Consider the following 14,806-nt stretch of genomic DNA (forward strand, 5'->3'; position numbering starts at 1 on the left):
AAAAACGGACCGCATCTTCATGCGGTCCGTTCGTTTTAGCGCTTGAAACAGGGTGTTTTCTACGCCGCCAGCTTCGCCATGCGTTCGCGCTGCTTGATGAGTGCGAGCACGGTGTCGATGGCGGGCGTGGGCTCGCCCACGAGCAGGCCCATCTCCTGCACGACGGTCAGCAGCGGATCGATTTCCAGCGGCCGCCCCTGTTCGAGATCGACGAGCATCGAGGTCTTGTGCGCGCCCACCGCGCCCGCGCCGTTGATCCGCCGCTCCAGATCCACGCGGAAGTGCACGCCGAATTGCTCCGCGATGCGCTGGCCTTCGAGCATCATCGTGCGCGCGACGGCGCGCGTGGCCGGATCCTGCGTGATGATGTCGAGCGTCGCGTGCGTGAGCGCGCTGATCGGATTGAAGCAGAGATTGCCCCACAGCTTGAGCCAGATTTCGTCGCGGATATCGTCGCGGATCGGCGCGTCGAAGCCGGCCGCCGTCATCGCTTCATGCAACTGGACGATGCGCGGCGTGCGCTCGCCCGACGGTTCGCCGATCGGAAACTTCTTGCCGTACACATGGCGGATCAGACCCGGCTCGTCGATTTCGGCGGCCGGATAGAGCACGCAGCCGATGGCGCGCTCGGGCCCGAGGCGTGTCCATTGCGAGCCGTCCGGATCGATGCTTTCGAGCCGCGTGCCTTCGAACTTGCCGCCGTGACGATAGAAGTACCAGTACGGAATGCCGTTGGTGCCCGTGACGATGGCCGTGTGCTTGCCGAGCAGCGGCTGCATCGAGTCGATTACGCCCGCCACCGAATGCGCCTTGAGCGTGACGATCACCACGTCCTGCACGCCGAGTTCGCGCGGATCGCTCGTGCAGCGCACTTTGGCGACGTACTCCTCGCCGTCCATCAAGAGGCGCGCGCCGCGCTCGCGCATGGCGGCCAGGTGCGGGCCGCGCGCGACGAAGCTCACGTCGGCGCCCGCGCGTGCGAGCTGCACGCCCATCATGCCGCCGATCGCCCCCGCACCGAAGATGCAGATCTTCATATCGATTCCCCAATGACGTTGAAAACCGGTGTCCGCTCGATGGCCGCAAGCGTCGTGTGCCGTGCGTTCAATACGCATGCACGCCCGCGCGAGGGACGATGATTCGAGCATAGGGGCTGCCGTCGATTAACGACAGTTAAAGTTTCTCGCCAAAATCATCAGCGAAACGTTATGGATGACGGGTGCGAAAAGCGCCTTGCCGGACGCGTTTTCAGCCGCGCCGGACCAGCAGAAAACTCACGCCGATCGCACCGAGAAACGCGCCGCACGCGCGGTTGAACCAGCGGCGCACGACGCTGCGCGTGAGCCAGCGCGCGAGGTACATGCCGGCGAGCGAGTAGAGCGCGATGGCCACGGTTTCGAGCACGAGAAAGCTCGCGCCCAGCACGCCGAACTGCGCGAGCATCGGCTTCGTCACGTCGACGAATTGCGGCAGAAAGGCCGTGAAAACCAGAATCGCCTTCGGGTTGCCCGCCGCCACGAGACACTCGCGCCAGGCGAGCCGGGCGAGCGTGGCGTCGCTGTCGAGCTTCATGCCGATGGGCGCGTCGTCGCTGCGCCAGAGTTGCACGGCGAGCCACACGAGATAGGCCGCGCCCGCGAGCTTGATCGCGAAGAATACGGCTTCGGAGGCGCGCAGCACGACCGCGAGGCCGGTGGCCGCGAGCGCGATCATCGCCGCGAAGGCCAGCAGCCGGCCGAGGCCGCCCACGAACGCGCGCGCGAAGCCGTGGCGCGCGGCCACGTTGATCGACAGCAGGTTGTTCGGCCCTGGCGCCATGTTCAGCGCGAAGCAGGCGGGCAGGAAAAAGAGCCAGGCGGAGAAGGACATGATCGTGCTCGATGAGGACTCGCGCGAACGCGCATCCGCCGATTCTAACGCGCCGCCGCGCGCCGTCTCGTACGCGCAAAAATCACGCGAATTTCACGCGGCGATCACGCGAAAAACGGCAACGCGAGAAACAGCTTGATGACGATGGCGTTGGCGATATCGATGAAGAACGCGGCTACCATCGGCACGACGAGGAAGGCCAGATGCGAGTGGCCGAAGCGCGCGGTCACGGCCTGCATGTTGGCGATGGCGGTGGGCGTCGCGCCGAGGCCGAAGCCGCAATGCCCGGCGGAGAGCACGACGGCGTCGTAGTTGCGGCCCATCACGGGGAAAGTCACGAACAACGCGTAGAGCACCATCATCACGGTCTGCGCGACGAGGATCGAAAACACCGGCAACGCGAGCGCGGCGAGATCCCAGAGGCGCAGCGTCATGAGCGCCATCGCGAGAAAGAGCGCGAGGCTCACGTTGCCGATCAGCGCGACCGCGTGTTCGGCGACGGGGCGGCCCATGAACGCGAGCGCGTTGGCGAGCAGCACCGCGATGAACAGCGTGCAGACGAAACCCGGCAATTCGAACGGCGTGCCTGCGATCCATCCGGCGATCACGTCGCCCGCGGCGAGGCTGATGGCGATCAACGTCAGCGTTTCGATGAAGACGGCGGGCGTGGTCGCCTGTTCGGCTTTGGGTTCCTCGAAGGCGTAGGGCGCGTCGGCGGGGGCGTCGGCATCGGCCGTGTTGTCCGTGTGGCCGATGCGTTTGAGCAGGTGCTGCGCGACCGGGCCGCCGAGTATGCCGCCCATCACGAGGCCGAACGTCGCGCACGCGATGGCCGCTTCGGTCGCCGATTGCAGGCCGTGATGCTCGGTGAAGACCTTGCCCCACGCGGCGCCCGTGCCGTGTCCGCCCGCGAGCGAGACGGAGCCGCCGAGCAGCCCGAACAACGGATCGACACGCATCGCGAGCGCGAGTCCGATGCCCACGACGTTCTGCAACACCAGCAGGCCGATCACCACGGCGAGAAAGCGCACCAGCATCGGGCCGCCGGATTTCAGGCTCGCGAGATTGGCGTTCAGTCCGATGGTCGCGAAGAACGCGAGCATCAGCGGCGCTTGCAGCGAGGCGTCGAAGCGTACGTCCACGTGCACGAACGTATGCAATCCGAACAACACGAGCGCGACGACGAGGCCGCCCGCGACGGGCTCGGGAATCGTCCATTTGCGCAGCAGCGGCAGCGCGGCCAGCAGCCGGTTGCCGAGCAGCAGGACGAGCGACGCGGCGACGAGCGTTCCATAGACACCGATATTCATGCGGGCCTCGTGATGCAACGATGGCGTGGCGCGTCGGCGCGCAGGCCGCGCCGTCCCCGAAAGCTCAATGCGCACGGTACACGAGCGTCGCGCGCGTTGCGCGCACGTTGCGCAGCGCCCTGGCGCGATGCGGACGGGCGGCCGCGGCAACCGTGCCGCGCTTGCGCAAAAGGGGGCCGCACGCTTAAATACGGCTGGCGCGGCGCGCCTTTGCGGACACGCCGATGCGGCGCGCATCACGGGTCGTCACTCTCATCCGGAACGGGAGCCGTTCATGAATGGAAAGACCGTTGCAGAACGCGAAGCGGCCGGGCGCGCCGCGCGCGAGCGGGCGAAGCGTTCGAGCCACAAGCAGACCGGCGAGCTGCATCGCGATCCGCTCAAGCTGCTGGAAGCGAGCAGCGAGGGCCGCGTGCCGAACCTCGTGCCGCTGCGTTATGGTCGCATGATCGTGTCGCCCTTCACGTTCTTTCGCGGCAGCGCGATCCTCCAGGCGCACGATCTCGCCCAGGTGCCGAACACCGGCATGGTCATGCAGATCTGCGGCGACGGCCATCTGCTCAACTTCGGCGGCTTCGCCACGCCCGAGCGACAACTCGTGTTCGATCTCAACGACTTCGACGAAGTCGCACCCGGCCCGTGGGAGTGGGACCTCAAGCGCCTCGTCGCGAGCTTCGTGGTGGCGGCGCGGCACATGCGCTATTCGCGCGGCGTGGCCGAGGATCTCGTGATGACGGTGGTGAACACCTATCGCGACCGCATGCGCCAGTACGCCGACTACGGCGCACTCGAACTCTGGTACGACAAGATCACGTTCGACCGCATGGTGGAGACGGCGCTCACGCCCGAGGGCCGCCGTCTGATCCGGCGCGGCATGGAGAAGGCGGCCGGGCGCACGCACGAAAGCATGCTCGAAAAGCTCGCGCATCGCGACGACGCGTCGGGCCACTGGATCGTGCGCGACGCGCCGCCCGCGCTTTTTCACGTGCACGGCCCGAACTCGCTCTACGAAGCCGAGGACAACTGGCTCACCTTCGACGACTGGCGCACACTCATCACGCCCACTTACGAAGCCTATCTGAAGACGCTCGCGCCCGACCGCCGCGAACTGCTCGAACACTTCGCGTTGCAGGATCTCGTCTTCAAAGTCGTGGGCGTGGGCAGCGTGGGCACGCGCTGCCTCGTGATCCTGCTCGTCGATCATCACGGCAAGCCGCTGTTCCTTCAGGTCAAGGAGGCGCGCCGCTCAGTGATCTCGCAGTTTTTCAAGTCACCGCCGTTCAAGCACGAAGCCGCGCGCGTCGTGCAGGGGCAGCGCCTGCTGCAGGCCGCGAGCGATATCTTTCTCGGCTGGTCGACGGGGCCGTCGGGGCGGCACTTCTACTTCCGCCAGTTGCGGGACATGAAGCTTTCCGTCGATCTCGAACTGCTCGACAGCACGCTGCTCGCGGGCTACGGACGCCTGTGCGGCTGGGCGATGGCGCGCGCGCATGCGAAGTCGGGCAACGCGGCGATCGAGATCGCTTCGTATATCGGACGCAGCGATCAGTTCGCCGAAGCGCTCGTGGGTTATGGCTTCGCCTACGCCGATCAGGTCGAGAAGGATTACGACCTGTTTGTGAAGGCTGCGCGCAGCGGCAAGATCCGCGCGCGCAGCGACGAGGACATGGCCGCCGATTTCCGCGTGTGAGGGTGCGTCGATCGGTGCGGAACGCGGAGTACGCCGGGCGCTCGACTGGCACGTCGTCGGCGCTCGCATTCGCGTGTGCGCGCTGATCCACGCTGATCCGCACGCGCGAACGCGCTATCCTTGCGCTTTTGTTCAGCCGCACGCGGACCGTGCGGCCCGCGCCTCATGCGTCTACGCCACATCGAAGTCTTCCACGCGATCATGCGCACGGGCTCGCTGTCGAAAGCCGCCGAGCTGCTGTGCGTGTCGCAGCCCGCCGTGAGCAAGGTGCTCGCGCATGCCGAGCGCAGCGCGGGCCTCAAGCTGTTCGCGCGCGCGCACGGCCGGCTCCAGCCGACACGCGAAGCCGAACTGCTGTTCGCCGAAACCCAGAAGCTGCAAACGAGCCTCGACAGCATCCGCGACCTCGCGCGCAATCTCGCGCTGCAACCGCAGGGGCTGCTGCGCATCGGCTGTCTGCCGAGTCTGGGTTTGAGCCTGATTCCGCAGGCCGTGCAGGCGTTTCGCGCCAGCTATCCGGAAGTCTCGCTGCAGATCCAGACGCGCCACACCAACGAGCTGTTCAACGCGCTGCTCACGCGCGAACTCGACGTGGGCGTGGCGATCAATCCGCCCGCGCGGCCCGGCATCGCCTCGCTCGAACTCGGGCGCACGGCCGTGGTCTGCGTCGCGCCGCCCGACGAACCCACGCCCGCCGATGCACCGCTCGCGCTGCAGGACGTCGTCGCGAGCGACTGGATCAGCATCGGCAATGTCGATCCGCTGGGCGAGACCATCGGGCATCTGCTCGAAACGCAGGGCGTCGAAGGGCGGCTCGCGGTGGTTGAGGCGCAGACCTGGTATGTGGCGCGTTCGCTCGCGGCGCGCGGCGTGGGGCGCGTGTTGCTCGACGAAATCACCGCGAAGAGTGCGGGCGAACCGGTCGCGATCCGTCGCGTGGAACCGGCATTGAGCGTGGGCGTGTTCGCGCTGTGGCGCGACGGCGGCATGGATTCGCAGGCGGGCAACGCGTTCGTCGACGTGTTGCGCGCGGGTTTCGCGCAGGCTTGAAGGTCAACAACATCGAAGCAAACGAGGCGGGAACGATGACAGAGTCAACGCAGGAAATCACCCAGGACCGTGGACAAAACACCGCTCGCAAGGTGGCGATCGTGACGGGCGCGGGCAGCGGCATCGGCCGCGCGTGCGCGCGCAAGCTGCTCGCGAACGGCTACGCGGTCGTGCTCACGGGCCGCCGCGCCGAGCCGCTCGACGCGCTCGCCGCCGACGCGCGCGCGGCGGGCCAGGAAGCGCTGGCCGTGCCGTGCGACGTCAGCGACGCGGCCGCGGTCGAAGCGCTGTTCGACACGGTGCGCCAACGTTATGGCCGCCTCGATCTGCTGTTCAACAACGCGGGACGCAACGCGAAGGCCGTCGATATCGACGAGTTGTCGGTGGAAGACTGGCGCGCCGTGGTCGATACGAACCTGACCGGCGTGTTCCTCTGCACGCGCGCGGCGTTCGCCTTGATGAAGCGGCAGAACCCGCAAGGCGGCCGCATCATCAACAACGGTTCGATTTCGGCCCACGCGCCGCGTCCGTTCAGCATTGCGTACACGGCGACCAAGCACGCCATCACCGGGCTGACGAAGTCGGTGTCGCTCGACGGACGGCGCTACGACATCGCCTGTGGGCAGATCGACATCGGCAATGCGGGCACCGAGATGGCCGAGCGCATGGCGCGCGGCGTGCCGCAGGCCAATGGCGAGATCGCCGTGGAGCCGCTGATGGATGTGGAACTCGTCGCCGATGCGGTGCTGCACATGGCGCAGTTGCCGCTGGCCGCGAACGTCCAGTTCATGACGATCATGGCCACGAAGATGCCGTTCGTTGGGCGAGGATGAGTGTGCGTAGCGATACGTAGACCGATTTAGCCGTTGGCGCGCAAGGCGTGCAGGCGGTGGGGCGCCCGCACGCGCAAACGCGCGCTCCCGTATACTGGACGCCGAATCATTACGACGTTCGCCCCATGTCTTTGCCTTTACATCCCGAGGACGACCCGCGCCCGGAACCGCCCGAGCGGCCCAACGACGGCGACTGCTGCCAGAGCGGCTGCAGTCCCTGCATCTTCGATCTCTACGCCGAAGAGGTGCAGCGCTGGCGCGAAGCGCTCGCGGCGTGGGAAGCGCGCCACGCGGCCCGCCACGCGGCAGAGGCCGTCGAGGCCGAACCGCCGCGCTGAGCGGCGCGCCCCACACTACGCCGAGCCGTCATGTCCGAATCCCTCGATCTTCCCGCCGCCGCCTCTGTCGTCACCTCTGCCGTCAAGCCCGCTGATGCACTCACGGCGCTCGATGCGCTCGATGCGCTCCAGGCGTTCGCCGAGCGCCATCCGCGCCTGTTCGTGCTGACCGGCGCGGGCATCAGCACGGATTCGGGCATCCCCGGCTATCGCGATGAAAACGGCGCGTGGAAGCGTTCGCCGCCCATCACGCTGCAGGAGTTTCTCGGCTCGGACAGCGCGCGCCGCCGCTACTGGGCGCGCAGCATGCTGGGCTGGCCGACCGTCGGGCTCGCGCAGCCCAACGGCGCGCATCGCGCGCTCGCGCGGCTCGAAACGGCGCGGCGCGTCGGCACGCTCGTCACGCAGAACGTCGACGGCCTGCATCAGCGCGCGGGCAGTCATGGCGTGATCGAGCTGCACGGCAGCATCGGCCACGTGCATTGCCTCGCCTGCGGCGCGCAGTACTCGCGCGCCTCGATCCAGCCGCAACTGGAGGCGCGCAATCCGGCGCTCGCGGGCGCGTTCGCGGAACCGGCCGCCGACGGCGACGCCCATCTCGACTTCGACGGCGAACACGCCTTCGACATTCCCGCATGCGACGCTTGCGGCGGCATGCTCAAGCCGTCGGTGGTGTTTTTCGGCGAGAACGTGCCGCGCGAGCGCGTGGCGGCGGCGTCGGCGGCGCTCGACGAGGCCGACGCGGTGCTCGTGGTCGGTTCGTCGCTGATGGTGTATTCGGGCTATCGCTTCTGCGCGTGGGCGCAGCAGCGCGGCAAGCCCGTGGCCGCCATCAACCTCGGCAAGACGCGCGCCGACCCGCTGCTCGCGCTGAAAGTCGAAGCGCCGTGCGCCGCGACGCTCGACGCGCTCGCCGCGCGGCTCGGCGCCTGAATCGCGCCGTTTTTCATCGCCGATCACGGGTGCTTATTGGCGTTCATCGGCGCTCATTGGCGTTCTTGCGCCGCAAGCCGCCAGGAAATCGAGAGGACCCCGACCGATGCTGACCACGACCGACGAACTCGAAGCGCACTACGGCACGCCGCACGAGCGCGCGCTGCGCAAGGAAATCGACCACGTGAACGCGGATTACCGCCGCTTCATCGAGCTGTCGCCGTTCGTCGTGCTCGCGACGGGCGGCCCGGACGGCCTCGACTGCTCGCCGCGCGGCGACGCGCCGGGCTTCGTGCGCGTGCTCGACGAGCGCACGCTCGCGCTGCCCGACCGGCCCGGCAATAATCGCGTCGACAGTCTGCGCAACGTGGTGGCCGCGCCGCAGGTCGGCCTGCTGTTCATGGTGCCGGGCGTGGGCGAGATGCTGCGCGTGAACGGCCGCGCGCGCGTGAGCGTTGATGCCGGGCTGCTCGACCATTTCGCCGTCGACGGCAAGCCGCCGCGCTCGGTGTTGCTGATCGACATCGAGAGCGCCTATTTCCACTGCGCGAAGGCGATCGCGCGCTCGCATCTCTGGGACGCGTCGCGCCACGTCGAGCGTTCGCAGTTGCCGAGCGCGGGCGACATGTTGCGCCGCGTGAACGACGAGCAATACGGCGAGTCATTCGACGTCGAGCGTTACGAGGCCGATCTCGCCGAGCGCATGAAGAAAACGCTTTATTGAGCGCTTGCGGTGTCGTCTCCACTTTCGTCTGCATGTTCGCCCGCGTATTCGCCTGCATGTTCGTCCGCAATCAGCGCCACTCTTTTTTCCCGCTTCAGATGACCGATTCCGTTTCAAGCTCCGCTTCCACGCCGCGCCCCGAGCGCCTGCACGCGCCCGCCGCCGAGCGCAACGCCGCGCCGATCCTCGACGTGCTGCGCAGCGCCTTGCCCGCGCGCGGCACCGTGCTTGAAATCGCGAGCGGCACCGGCCAGCATGCGGTGCATTTCGCGTCGGCGCTGCCCGGCGTCGACTGGCAGCCGAGCGACGCCGATCCGCGCGCCCGCGCTTCGGTGTCCGCGTGGCGCGCACACACCGGGCTCGCCAATCTGCGCGAGCCGCTCGATCTCGACGTGCGCCGCGAACCCTGGCCGATCGGCGAGGTCGATGCCATCGTCTGCATCAACATGATTCATATCGCGCCGTGGGAGGCCGCTGTTGCGTTGCTGAAAGGCGCGGGCGCGCGGCTTGCGGTCGGCGGCGCGCTGGTGCTGTACGGTCCGTACCGGCGCGGCGGCGCGCATACGGCGCCGAGCAACGCGGCCTTCGACGCCGATCTGCGCGCGCGCGACCCGTCCTGGGGCGTGCGCGACATGGAGGCCGTCGAGGCGCTCGCGGCCGCCGAAAGGCTCGTCTGCGAGGCCGTGGTGGCGATGCCGGCGAACAATTTCAGCCTCGTTTTCCGCAGGCAGGCGGCGGCGGGCCGCGAGTAGGCGATAATCGCGGCCCTCGGGCGGGATGCCGTGCGCGCCATCGCGCAGCGCACGGGCGTTTCCCTTATGCTTGCACGATCGACGCGCTGCGCGATGCCGCGCGTGCGTCACCCCAATTGATTGAAGTGGAGAGTCAACATGAGCAAACAGGCAATCGGCGTGGTGGGTCTGGCCGTGATGGGACGCAATCTTGCGCTCAACATCGAAAGCCGCGGCCATGCGGTGTCGGTGTTCAACCGCAGCCGCGAGAAAACCGATGAGCTGATCGCTGAATTCCCCGAGCGCAAACTCGTGCCGGCCTACACGCTCGAAGAGTTCGTGGCGTCGCTCGAAAAGCCGCGCCGCATTCTGCTGATGGTCAAGGCAGGCGAACCGACCGACGCCACCATCGCCGCACTCAAGCCGCTGCTGGAGAAGGGCGACATCCTGATCGACGGCGGCAACACGCATTTCACCGACACGATCCGCCGCAACCAGGAACTCGCGAAGGCGGGCCTGCATTTCATCGGCACGGGCGTGTCGGGCGGCGAGGAAGGCGCGCTCAAGGGCCCGTCGATCATGCCGGGCGGCCAGCGCGACGCTTACGATCTGGTTGCACCGATCCTCACCGAAATCGCGGCGAAGGCGCCGGCGGACGGCGAGCCGTGCGTGGCCTACATGGGTCCGGACGGCGCGGGCCACTACGTGAAGATGGTCCATAACGGCATCGAATACGGCGACATGCAGTTGATCGCCGAAAGCTACGCCGTGCTCAAGCAGGTGCTCGGCCTCTCGAACGAGGAACTGGGCGAGGTCTACACGGAGTGGAACGCGGGCGAGCTGGACAGCTACCTGATCGAAATCACCTCGAAGATCTTCCAGAAGAAGGACGACGAAACCGGCCAGTATCTCGTCGACGTGATCCTCGATCGCGCGGCGCAAAAGGGCACCGGCAAGTGGACGAGCCAGAACGCGCTCGACCTCGGCGCGCCGCTGCCGCTGATCACGGAAGCCGTGTTCGCGCGCGTGCTCTCGTCGCTGAAGACGCAGCGCGTGGCGGCGAGCAAGGTGCTCGCGGGCCCGGACGCGAAGCCGTTCGCGGGCGACCGCAAGGCGTTCATCGAGTCGGTGCGCCGTGCGCTGTATTTCTCGAAGGTGATCTCGTACGCGCAGGGTTTCGCGCAGCTGCGCGCCGCTTCGGACGAGTACAAGTGGGATCTGCAATACGGCACGATCGCCAAGATCTTCCGTGCGGGCTGCATTATCCGCGCGCGCTTCCTGCAGAAGATCACCGACGCCTACGCGAAGAACGCGCAGCTCGACAATCTGCTGCTCGATCCCTATTTCAGCGATATCGCCGCCAACTATCAGGCCGCGTTGCGCGACGTGGTGGTCGAAGCGGTGAAGGTCGGCGTGCCGGTGCCGGCGTTCTCGTCGGCGGTCGCGTACTTCGACGCGTATCGCTCGGAGCGCGTGCCCGCGAATCTGGTGCAGGCGCAGCGCGACTTCTTCGGCGCGCACACGTTCGAGCGCATCGACAAGCCGGGCAGCTTCCACGCCGACTGGTCCTGATCGCCCGCTGCGTGCGCCTGTCAGCGGGCGTTGCGTCGGCGGACTGAGGGGCTATCGGCCCGATAGTTTTTGCGGGCTTTTGTCTGAATAAAAGGGGAACCTTCCGGGTTCCCCTTTTTTGTTAACGATTTTGCAACGGTGTTTTTTGTTATTAGGGTTTTCCCTAGATCAAAGAAAGGCCTAGACTTTCATCAAGCGCTGAGGAAAACAGAGCCCAAAGCGCAAAAAAACAGATGGAGGTTAGATCATGAACAAGCTTATTCCCGCCGTTGTCGTTGCAGCAGCACTGGCCATCCCGGCGATCTCGTTCGCCCAGTCGAGCCAGCAAGGTCTGACCCGCGCACAGGTCCGCGCGGAGCTCGTCGAACTCGAGCAGGCCGGTTACAACCCGTCCGCCGATCATGTGAATTACCCCGAAAACATCCAGGCCGCTCAGGCCCGCGTGAACCAGGAAAAGCTGGCGAACGGTGAAACCAGCGGTTACGGCGCGCCGGCAGTCGGTACGTCGCAGTCGGGCGCCCCGGTGCAGCCCGCGCATGTCGCCCCGTCGCAAGCCGTGTATTTCGGCCACTAAGTTCGGGCGTGAAGTATCCGTGAGATCGCCTGACGCGGTCTCACCATCAAGGCAGTGAAGCCAGGCAGTGAAGCCGTCGAAGTTGTTGTGAGTTGCGAGCAGAGAGCAGTTGTTGTTTGTTGTGGATGTAGAAGTTGCAGGTGCAGGACCTCAGTACGTAGTTGCAGTATGTAGTTGCAGCAGGCAATAGAAGTAGCAGTGCGTAGTTGCAGGTCGATGTAAGCAGCAAGAGTTTGCAGTTTGCAGTGAGCAGTTGCTGTAGAAGTTGCAGGTCGAAGTAAGCACACAGAGGTGCAGTACGCAGTAGAGGTTGTAGTAGGCAGTTGAAGTTGCAGTGCGCAGTAGAGGTTGCAGCAGGCAGTTGAAGTAGCCGTACGCAGTAGAGGTTGCAGCAGGCAGTTGAAGTAGCCGTACGCAGTAGAGGTTGCAGCAGGCAGTTGAAGTAGCAGCACGCAGTAGAGGTTGCAGTACGCAGTCGAAGTCGAAGTAAGCAGTAGAGGTCGCTTTAAGCAGTAGAAGCACGCAGTAAGCAGTAGATGTTGAAGTCCGTAGTCAGCAAAGAGGTTGAAGTTGGCAGTTGCAGTGCGTAGTGAGCAGTAGCAGGAGTCGCTGTATGCAGCAGAAGTCCGCAGCAAGCAGTAGAAGTGAAAGTGCAGTACGCAGTAGCAGCAGTCCAGCGCGGCCCGGTCGAGAACCGGCCCGCGCTTTTCTTTTTGGCGCTCGCGTTGAGTGGCGCGTTTCGTGGCGCGTCAGATTGCGCGCGACGTGAAAAGCCCGGCGGCGTCGGGCCGCCTCAGCGTCCGTGCAGATGCGGCACGCCTTCGCTGCTCGTCACGCTCAACTGGTGGATCGTGCGGTGCGCCTTGTTCAGTTGCGCCTGCGCGGCGATGCGTTGCGCCTCCATCTGCGCCACGTCCTTGCGCACCTGATGCTGGCGCGCGCTCACGCGGTGCTCCTGCTCGGCGTGCCGTTGCAGATCCACGCGCAGCCGTTCGGCCTGCGCTTCCGAATCCTCGATTTGCCTCGCCAGCAGCACGTTTTGCGCGCTGAGCTGGGCGATGCGCGTTTCGCCATCGGCGAGGCGCGTCGCTTGCTCCTGCAGATGATGAAACACCGCGCCGGCCGAATCGATGTCAGCGGCCCGGAACGCATGCCAGAGCGCGCCATCCTGATGCAGCGCCACGAAATAGCCGAGCGTCTCGCCATGAAAGAGCAGCGTCACCGTGTAATCGAAGCTGCGAAACGAGCGGAACGTGGTCATCGCGTGGGTCGCGACGAGCGCTTCGAACGACGCGCCATCGGCGATCTGCACCGGGCGGCCGCTCAGATGCGCGGGCATCGCGGGCACCGCGTGCAGCGTCGAAACCGGACGCGGCGCGCCGCCCGAGTGGATCGGCATGCGGGCGGTCGTTGCGGCGTCGGCGTGGTAATCGAGCGTGTCGGCGCTGTCGTGGTCGTTGCTCTGTTGATGAGCGGTTTCGGCTTCGTGATGCGGGCCGGGTTCGCCGGCGGGGCGATGCGTGTCAACGCTCCCGGCGGGGTGGGCGAGGTCGGCGGAAGAACTGTCGCGCGCGACCGCGACGAGATGCGACGGGCCGCCCGGTTCTGCGGCACGACGGCGGTTCAGGAATGATTTCACGGCGTTTCCCCCAGAAGATCACGCCGCTCGTCCACGGCGCGCGCGGGGCGGGCCAAGGCGGCGGCATGTCGGCAAGACGGGACAGGCGCGCGCCGGCGGGCGCGGTCCGCTCCGGGCGGTCCTGCGGCGCCTCAGTGCAGGAGGCGCGAGCGGCGTGCGATGTCGTCGAAGAGTGCACGGCCGGGTTCGAGCGCGAACAGCCAGGTTTCGTCGTAGCCGCTCAGGGTTTCGAGCGCGTCGCGCAGACGCTCGATCACCACGGCCGGAATCTGCACGGTCGGTTCGGCGTCCCCGGAAAGACCGGCGACGCTGGCGTGCTGGACCAGTTCGTCGGCGGCTTCGGCGACGTCGGCGGCAAAAACGAGATGGTTGTTGAGCAGTTCGACCAGCCCCGGAGACGCCGCGACGTCTTCGACATTGAGCTGGACGGACAGGAAAGTGGCTTTGTTCATGCTCGAAATCCTCACGGGACGTGGGGCCGCGGCGAGAGGCGCATCGTCTCTTTCGTCTGATTATCTGATGAGCAGCTTGAGGCAGTATAGGCGAGGGGGCGAACAGTGGAGTCGTGTTTGTCCTTGCAAACTGTAGGGTAGTTCTGACAAGCGTCGTATGCTGGTTGAAAACCGGGGCGCGTGCGCCTTGAAAGGGGTCACGCGTCCGGAAAGATATAATGGGGGCCGTTCGCCATAATCAGCGGAGGGTCTCGCGGGCGAACGCCGGCGGCCCCACGCGCATCCAGATATACGTATCCCCGACGTACGTAGCGAGGAACAAGCGAGGTATAGCAAGATGAATCGACAACGGCGAAACCCGGGCGCGTACGCGGCACTGGCCGCGCTCACGCTCGTCTGCAGCGCCTGTACGCTCACCCCGTGGGAGGGCCAGCCGAGTTCGGCGCCCACCGCATCGACCACGGGCGTCCCGGCCGGTTATTACCGCGTCAATCCCGGCGATACGCTCACGCGCATCGCCGCCGCCTACGGCCAGCGGCCGCAGGACCTCGCGAGCTGGAACCAGTTGCCGCCGAATGCGCAGGTGCTGCCCGGCCAGGTGTTGCGCGTCGCGCCGCCCGCGAGCTATGCGGGCGCCGTGCCCCAGCAGCCCGCGTTCGGCGCGCCCAGCTCCGCGCCGGCCGCCGCCGGCGTGGCCGTGCCCGCGCCCGTCGCGCCCCAGCTCACGCTCGCGTGGCCTGCGCGCGGTCCGATCCTGCAGCGCTTCGTGCCGGGCAAGTCCACCGGCATCGTGATCGGCGGCCAGCCGGGCGCACAGGTCCGCGCCGCCGCGGCTGGGCGCGTGGTCTACGCCGGCACGGGCATCGAGGCCTATGGCCCGCTCGTCATCATCAAGCACAACGATCAGACCGTCACGGCCTACGGCCATAACGGCAAACTGCTCGTGAAGGAAGACGACGCCGTCTCGCAAGGCCAGCCGATCGCCGAAATGGGCGTCGACAACAACGGCGTCGCGGGCGTGCAGTTCGAAGTGCGCAGCGACGGCAAGCCCGTCGACCCGTTGCCGCTGCTTTCGCGCTAGGCGCGTCTTC

General features: G+C 66.5%; 15 protein-coding genes. 10 read left to right on the forward strand and 5 right to left on the reverse strand.

Annotation, left to right across the window (positions count from 1 at the left end):
• Positions 1–59: 59 nt before the first annotated feature.
• From SB764_RS07355 to gltS, 3 genes are all read right to left on the reverse strand, one after another.
• Positions 60–1,037, reverse strand: coding sequence for a 2-dehydropantoate 2-reductase (locus tag SB764_RS07355; protein WP_124260610.1), 978 nt, complete (start codon positions 1,035–1,037; stop codon positions 60–62).
• 211 nt (positions 1,038–1,248) lie between these two features.
• Complete coding sequence (locus SB764_RS07360; RefSeq protein WP_065057605.1) at positions 1,249–1,869, reverse strand: LysE family translocator; 621 nt, start codon at positions 1,867–1,869, stop codon at positions 1,249–1,251.
• A 104-nt stretch (positions 1,870–1,973) separates the two neighbouring features.
• The gene (gene gltS / locus SB764_RS07365) at positions 1,974–3,179 is read right to left on the reverse strand and encodes a sodium/glutamate symporter (protein ID WP_176079663.1); all 1,206 of its coding nucleotides are present in this window, start codon (positions 3,177–3,179) and stop codon (positions 1,974–1,976) included.
• Between the two features lie 274 nt (positions 3,180–3,453).
• On the opposite strand from gltS, the gene SB764_RS07370 reads away from it, so the two are divergent.
• The 9 genes from SB764_RS07370 (at position 3,454) to SB764_RS07410 (ending at position 11,624) form a co-directional block, all read left to right on the forward strand.
• Positions 3,454–4,869, forward strand: a complete 1,416-nt coding sequence (locus SB764_RS07370) for a DUF2252 domain-containing protein (protein ID WP_074981239.1) — start codon at positions 3,454–3,456, stop codon at positions 4,867–4,869.
• A gap of 165 nt (positions 4,870–5,034) precedes the next feature.
• The gene (locus tag SB764_RS07375; protein ID WP_065057608.1) at positions 5,035–5,919 is read left to right on the forward strand and encodes a LysR family transcriptional regulator; all 885 of its coding nucleotides are present in this window, start codon (positions 5,035–5,037) and stop codon (positions 5,917–5,919) included.
• A gap of 35 nt (positions 5,920–5,954) precedes the next feature.
• Entirely contained in the window at positions 5,955–6,752 is a 798-nt protein-coding gene (locus SB764_RS07380) for an SDR family oxidoreductase (RefSeq protein ID WP_065057721.1), read from the forward strand.
• Positions 6,753–6,877: 125 nt separating this feature from the next.
• The gene (locus tag SB764_RS07385; protein WP_183713227.1) at positions 6,878–7,090 is read left to right on the forward strand and encodes an oxidoreductase-like domain-containing protein; all 213 of its coding nucleotides are present in this window, start codon (positions 6,878–6,880) and stop codon (positions 7,088–7,090) included.
• A 30-nt stretch (positions 7,091–7,120) separates the two neighbouring features.
• Positions 7,121–8,023, forward strand: coding sequence for an NAD-dependent protein deacetylase (locus tag SB764_RS07390; protein ID WP_074981243.1), 903 nt, complete (start codon positions 7,121–7,123; stop codon positions 8,021–8,023).
• A gap of 106 nt (positions 8,024–8,129) precedes the next feature.
• Complete coding sequence (locus tag SB764_RS07395) at positions 8,130–8,747, forward strand: pyridoxamine 5'-phosphate oxidase family protein (protein ID WP_074981245.1); 618 nt, start codon at positions 8,130–8,132, stop codon at positions 8,745–8,747.
• Between the two features lie 98 nt (positions 8,748–8,845).
• Positions 8,846–9,499 carry a DUF938 domain-containing protein gene (locus SB764_RS07400; protein ID WP_074981390.1) on the forward strand — a complete coding sequence of 218 codons (654 nt, stop codon included), beginning with the start codon at positions 8,846–8,848 and terminating at the stop codon, positions 9,497–9,499.
• 138 nt (positions 9,500–9,637) lie between these two features.
• Positions 9,638–11,050, forward strand: a complete 1,413-nt coding sequence (gndA, locus tag SB764_RS07405; RefSeq protein WP_065057612.1) for an NADP-dependent phosphogluconate dehydrogenase — start codon at positions 9,638–9,640, stop codon at positions 11,048–11,050.
• A gap of 247 nt (positions 11,051–11,297) precedes the next feature.
• Positions 11,298–11,624 (forward strand): DUF4148 domain-containing protein, encoded by a 327-nt coding sequence (locus SB764_RS07410; protein ID WP_065057613.1) that lies wholly within the window; start codon positions 11,298–11,300, stop codon positions 11,622–11,624.
• 793 nt (positions 11,625–12,417) lie between these two features.
• On the opposite strand, the gene SB764_RS07415 is transcribed toward SB764_RS07410, so the two are convergent.
• Positions 12,418–13,263, reverse strand: a complete 846-nt coding sequence (locus tag SB764_RS07415) for a DUF2968 domain-containing protein (protein ID WP_110325919.1) — start codon at positions 13,261–13,263, stop codon at positions 12,418–12,420.
• A 131-nt stretch (positions 13,264–13,394) separates the two neighbouring features.
• Positions 13,395–13,715 (reverse strand): hypothetical protein, encoded by a 321-nt coding sequence (locus SB764_RS07420; protein ID WP_065057615.1) that lies wholly within the window; start codon positions 13,713–13,715, stop codon positions 13,395–13,397.
• Positions 13,716–14,052: 337 nt separating this feature from the next.
• On the opposite strand from SB764_RS07420, the gene SB764_RS07425 reads away from it, so the two are divergent.
• Positions 14,053–14,796, forward strand: a complete 744-nt coding sequence (locus SB764_RS07425) for a peptidoglycan DD-metalloendopeptidase family protein (RefSeq protein WP_065057616.1) — start codon at positions 14,053–14,055, stop codon at positions 14,794–14,796.
• Positions 14,797–14,806 lie beyond the last annotated feature (10 nt).

The sequence above is a fragment of the Paraburkholderia sp. SIMBA_027 genome (assembly GCF_046535315.1).
Lineage (GTDB): Bacteria > Pseudomonadota > Gammaproteobacteria > Burkholderiales > Burkholderiaceae > Paraburkholderia > Paraburkholderia tropica.

Excerpts from the sequence above, each read along its gene's own strand:
- SB764_RS07385 (WP_183713227.1), top strand. The coding sequence starts at position 6,878 with ATGTCTTTGCCTTTACATCCCGAGGACGACCCGCGCCCGGAACCGCCC.
- SB764_RS07375 (WP_065057608.1), top strand. The coding sequence starts at position 5,035 with ATGCGTCTACGCCACATCGAAGTCTTCCACGCGATCATGCGCACGGGC.
- SB764_RS07410 (WP_065057613.1), top strand. The coding sequence starts at position 11,298 with ATGAACAAGCTTATTCCCGCCGTTGTCGTTGCAGCAGCACTGGCCATC.
- gltS (WP_176079663.1), bottom strand. The coding sequence starts at position 3,179 with ATGAATATCGGTGTCTATGGAACGCTCGTCGCCGCGTCGCTCGTCCTG.
- SB764_RS07400 (WP_074981390.1), top strand. The coding sequence starts at position 8,846 with ATGACCGATTCCGTTTCAAGCTCCGCTTCCACGCCGCGCCCCGAGCGC.
- gndA (WP_065057612.1), top strand. The coding sequence starts at position 9,638 with ATGAGCAAACAGGCAATCGGCGTGGTGGGTCTGGCCGTGATGGGACGC.
- SB764_RS07425 (WP_065057616.1), top strand. The coding sequence starts at position 14,053 with ATGAATCGACAACGGCGAAACCCGGGCGCGTACGCGGCACTGGCCGCG.
- SB764_RS07380 (WP_065057721.1), top strand. The coding sequence starts at position 5,955 with ATGACAGAGTCAACGCAGGAAATCACCCAGGACCGTGGACAAAACACC.
- SB764_RS07390 (WP_074981243.1), top strand. The coding sequence starts at position 7,121 with ATGTCCGAATCCCTCGATCTTCCCGCCGCCGCCTCTGTCGTCACCTCT.
- SB764_RS07420 (WP_065057615.1), bottom strand. The coding sequence starts at position 13,715 with ATGAACAAAGCCACTTTCCTGTCCGTCCAGCTCAATGTCGAAGACGTC.
- SB764_RS07360 (WP_065057605.1), bottom strand. The coding sequence starts at position 1,869 with ATGTCCTTCTCCGCCTGGCTCTTTTTCCTGCCCGCCTGCTTCGCGCTG.
- SB764_RS07395 (WP_074981245.1), top strand. The coding sequence starts at position 8,130 with ATGCTGACCACGACCGACGAACTCGAAGCGCACTACGGCACGCCGCAC.
- SB764_RS07355 (WP_124260610.1), bottom strand. The coding sequence starts at position 1,037 with ATGAAGATCTGCATCTTCGGTGCGGGGGCGATCGGCGGCATGATGGGC.
- SB764_RS07370 (WP_074981239.1), top strand. The coding sequence starts at position 3,454 with ATGAATGGAAAGACCGTTGCAGAACGCGAAGCGGCCGGGCGCGCCGCG.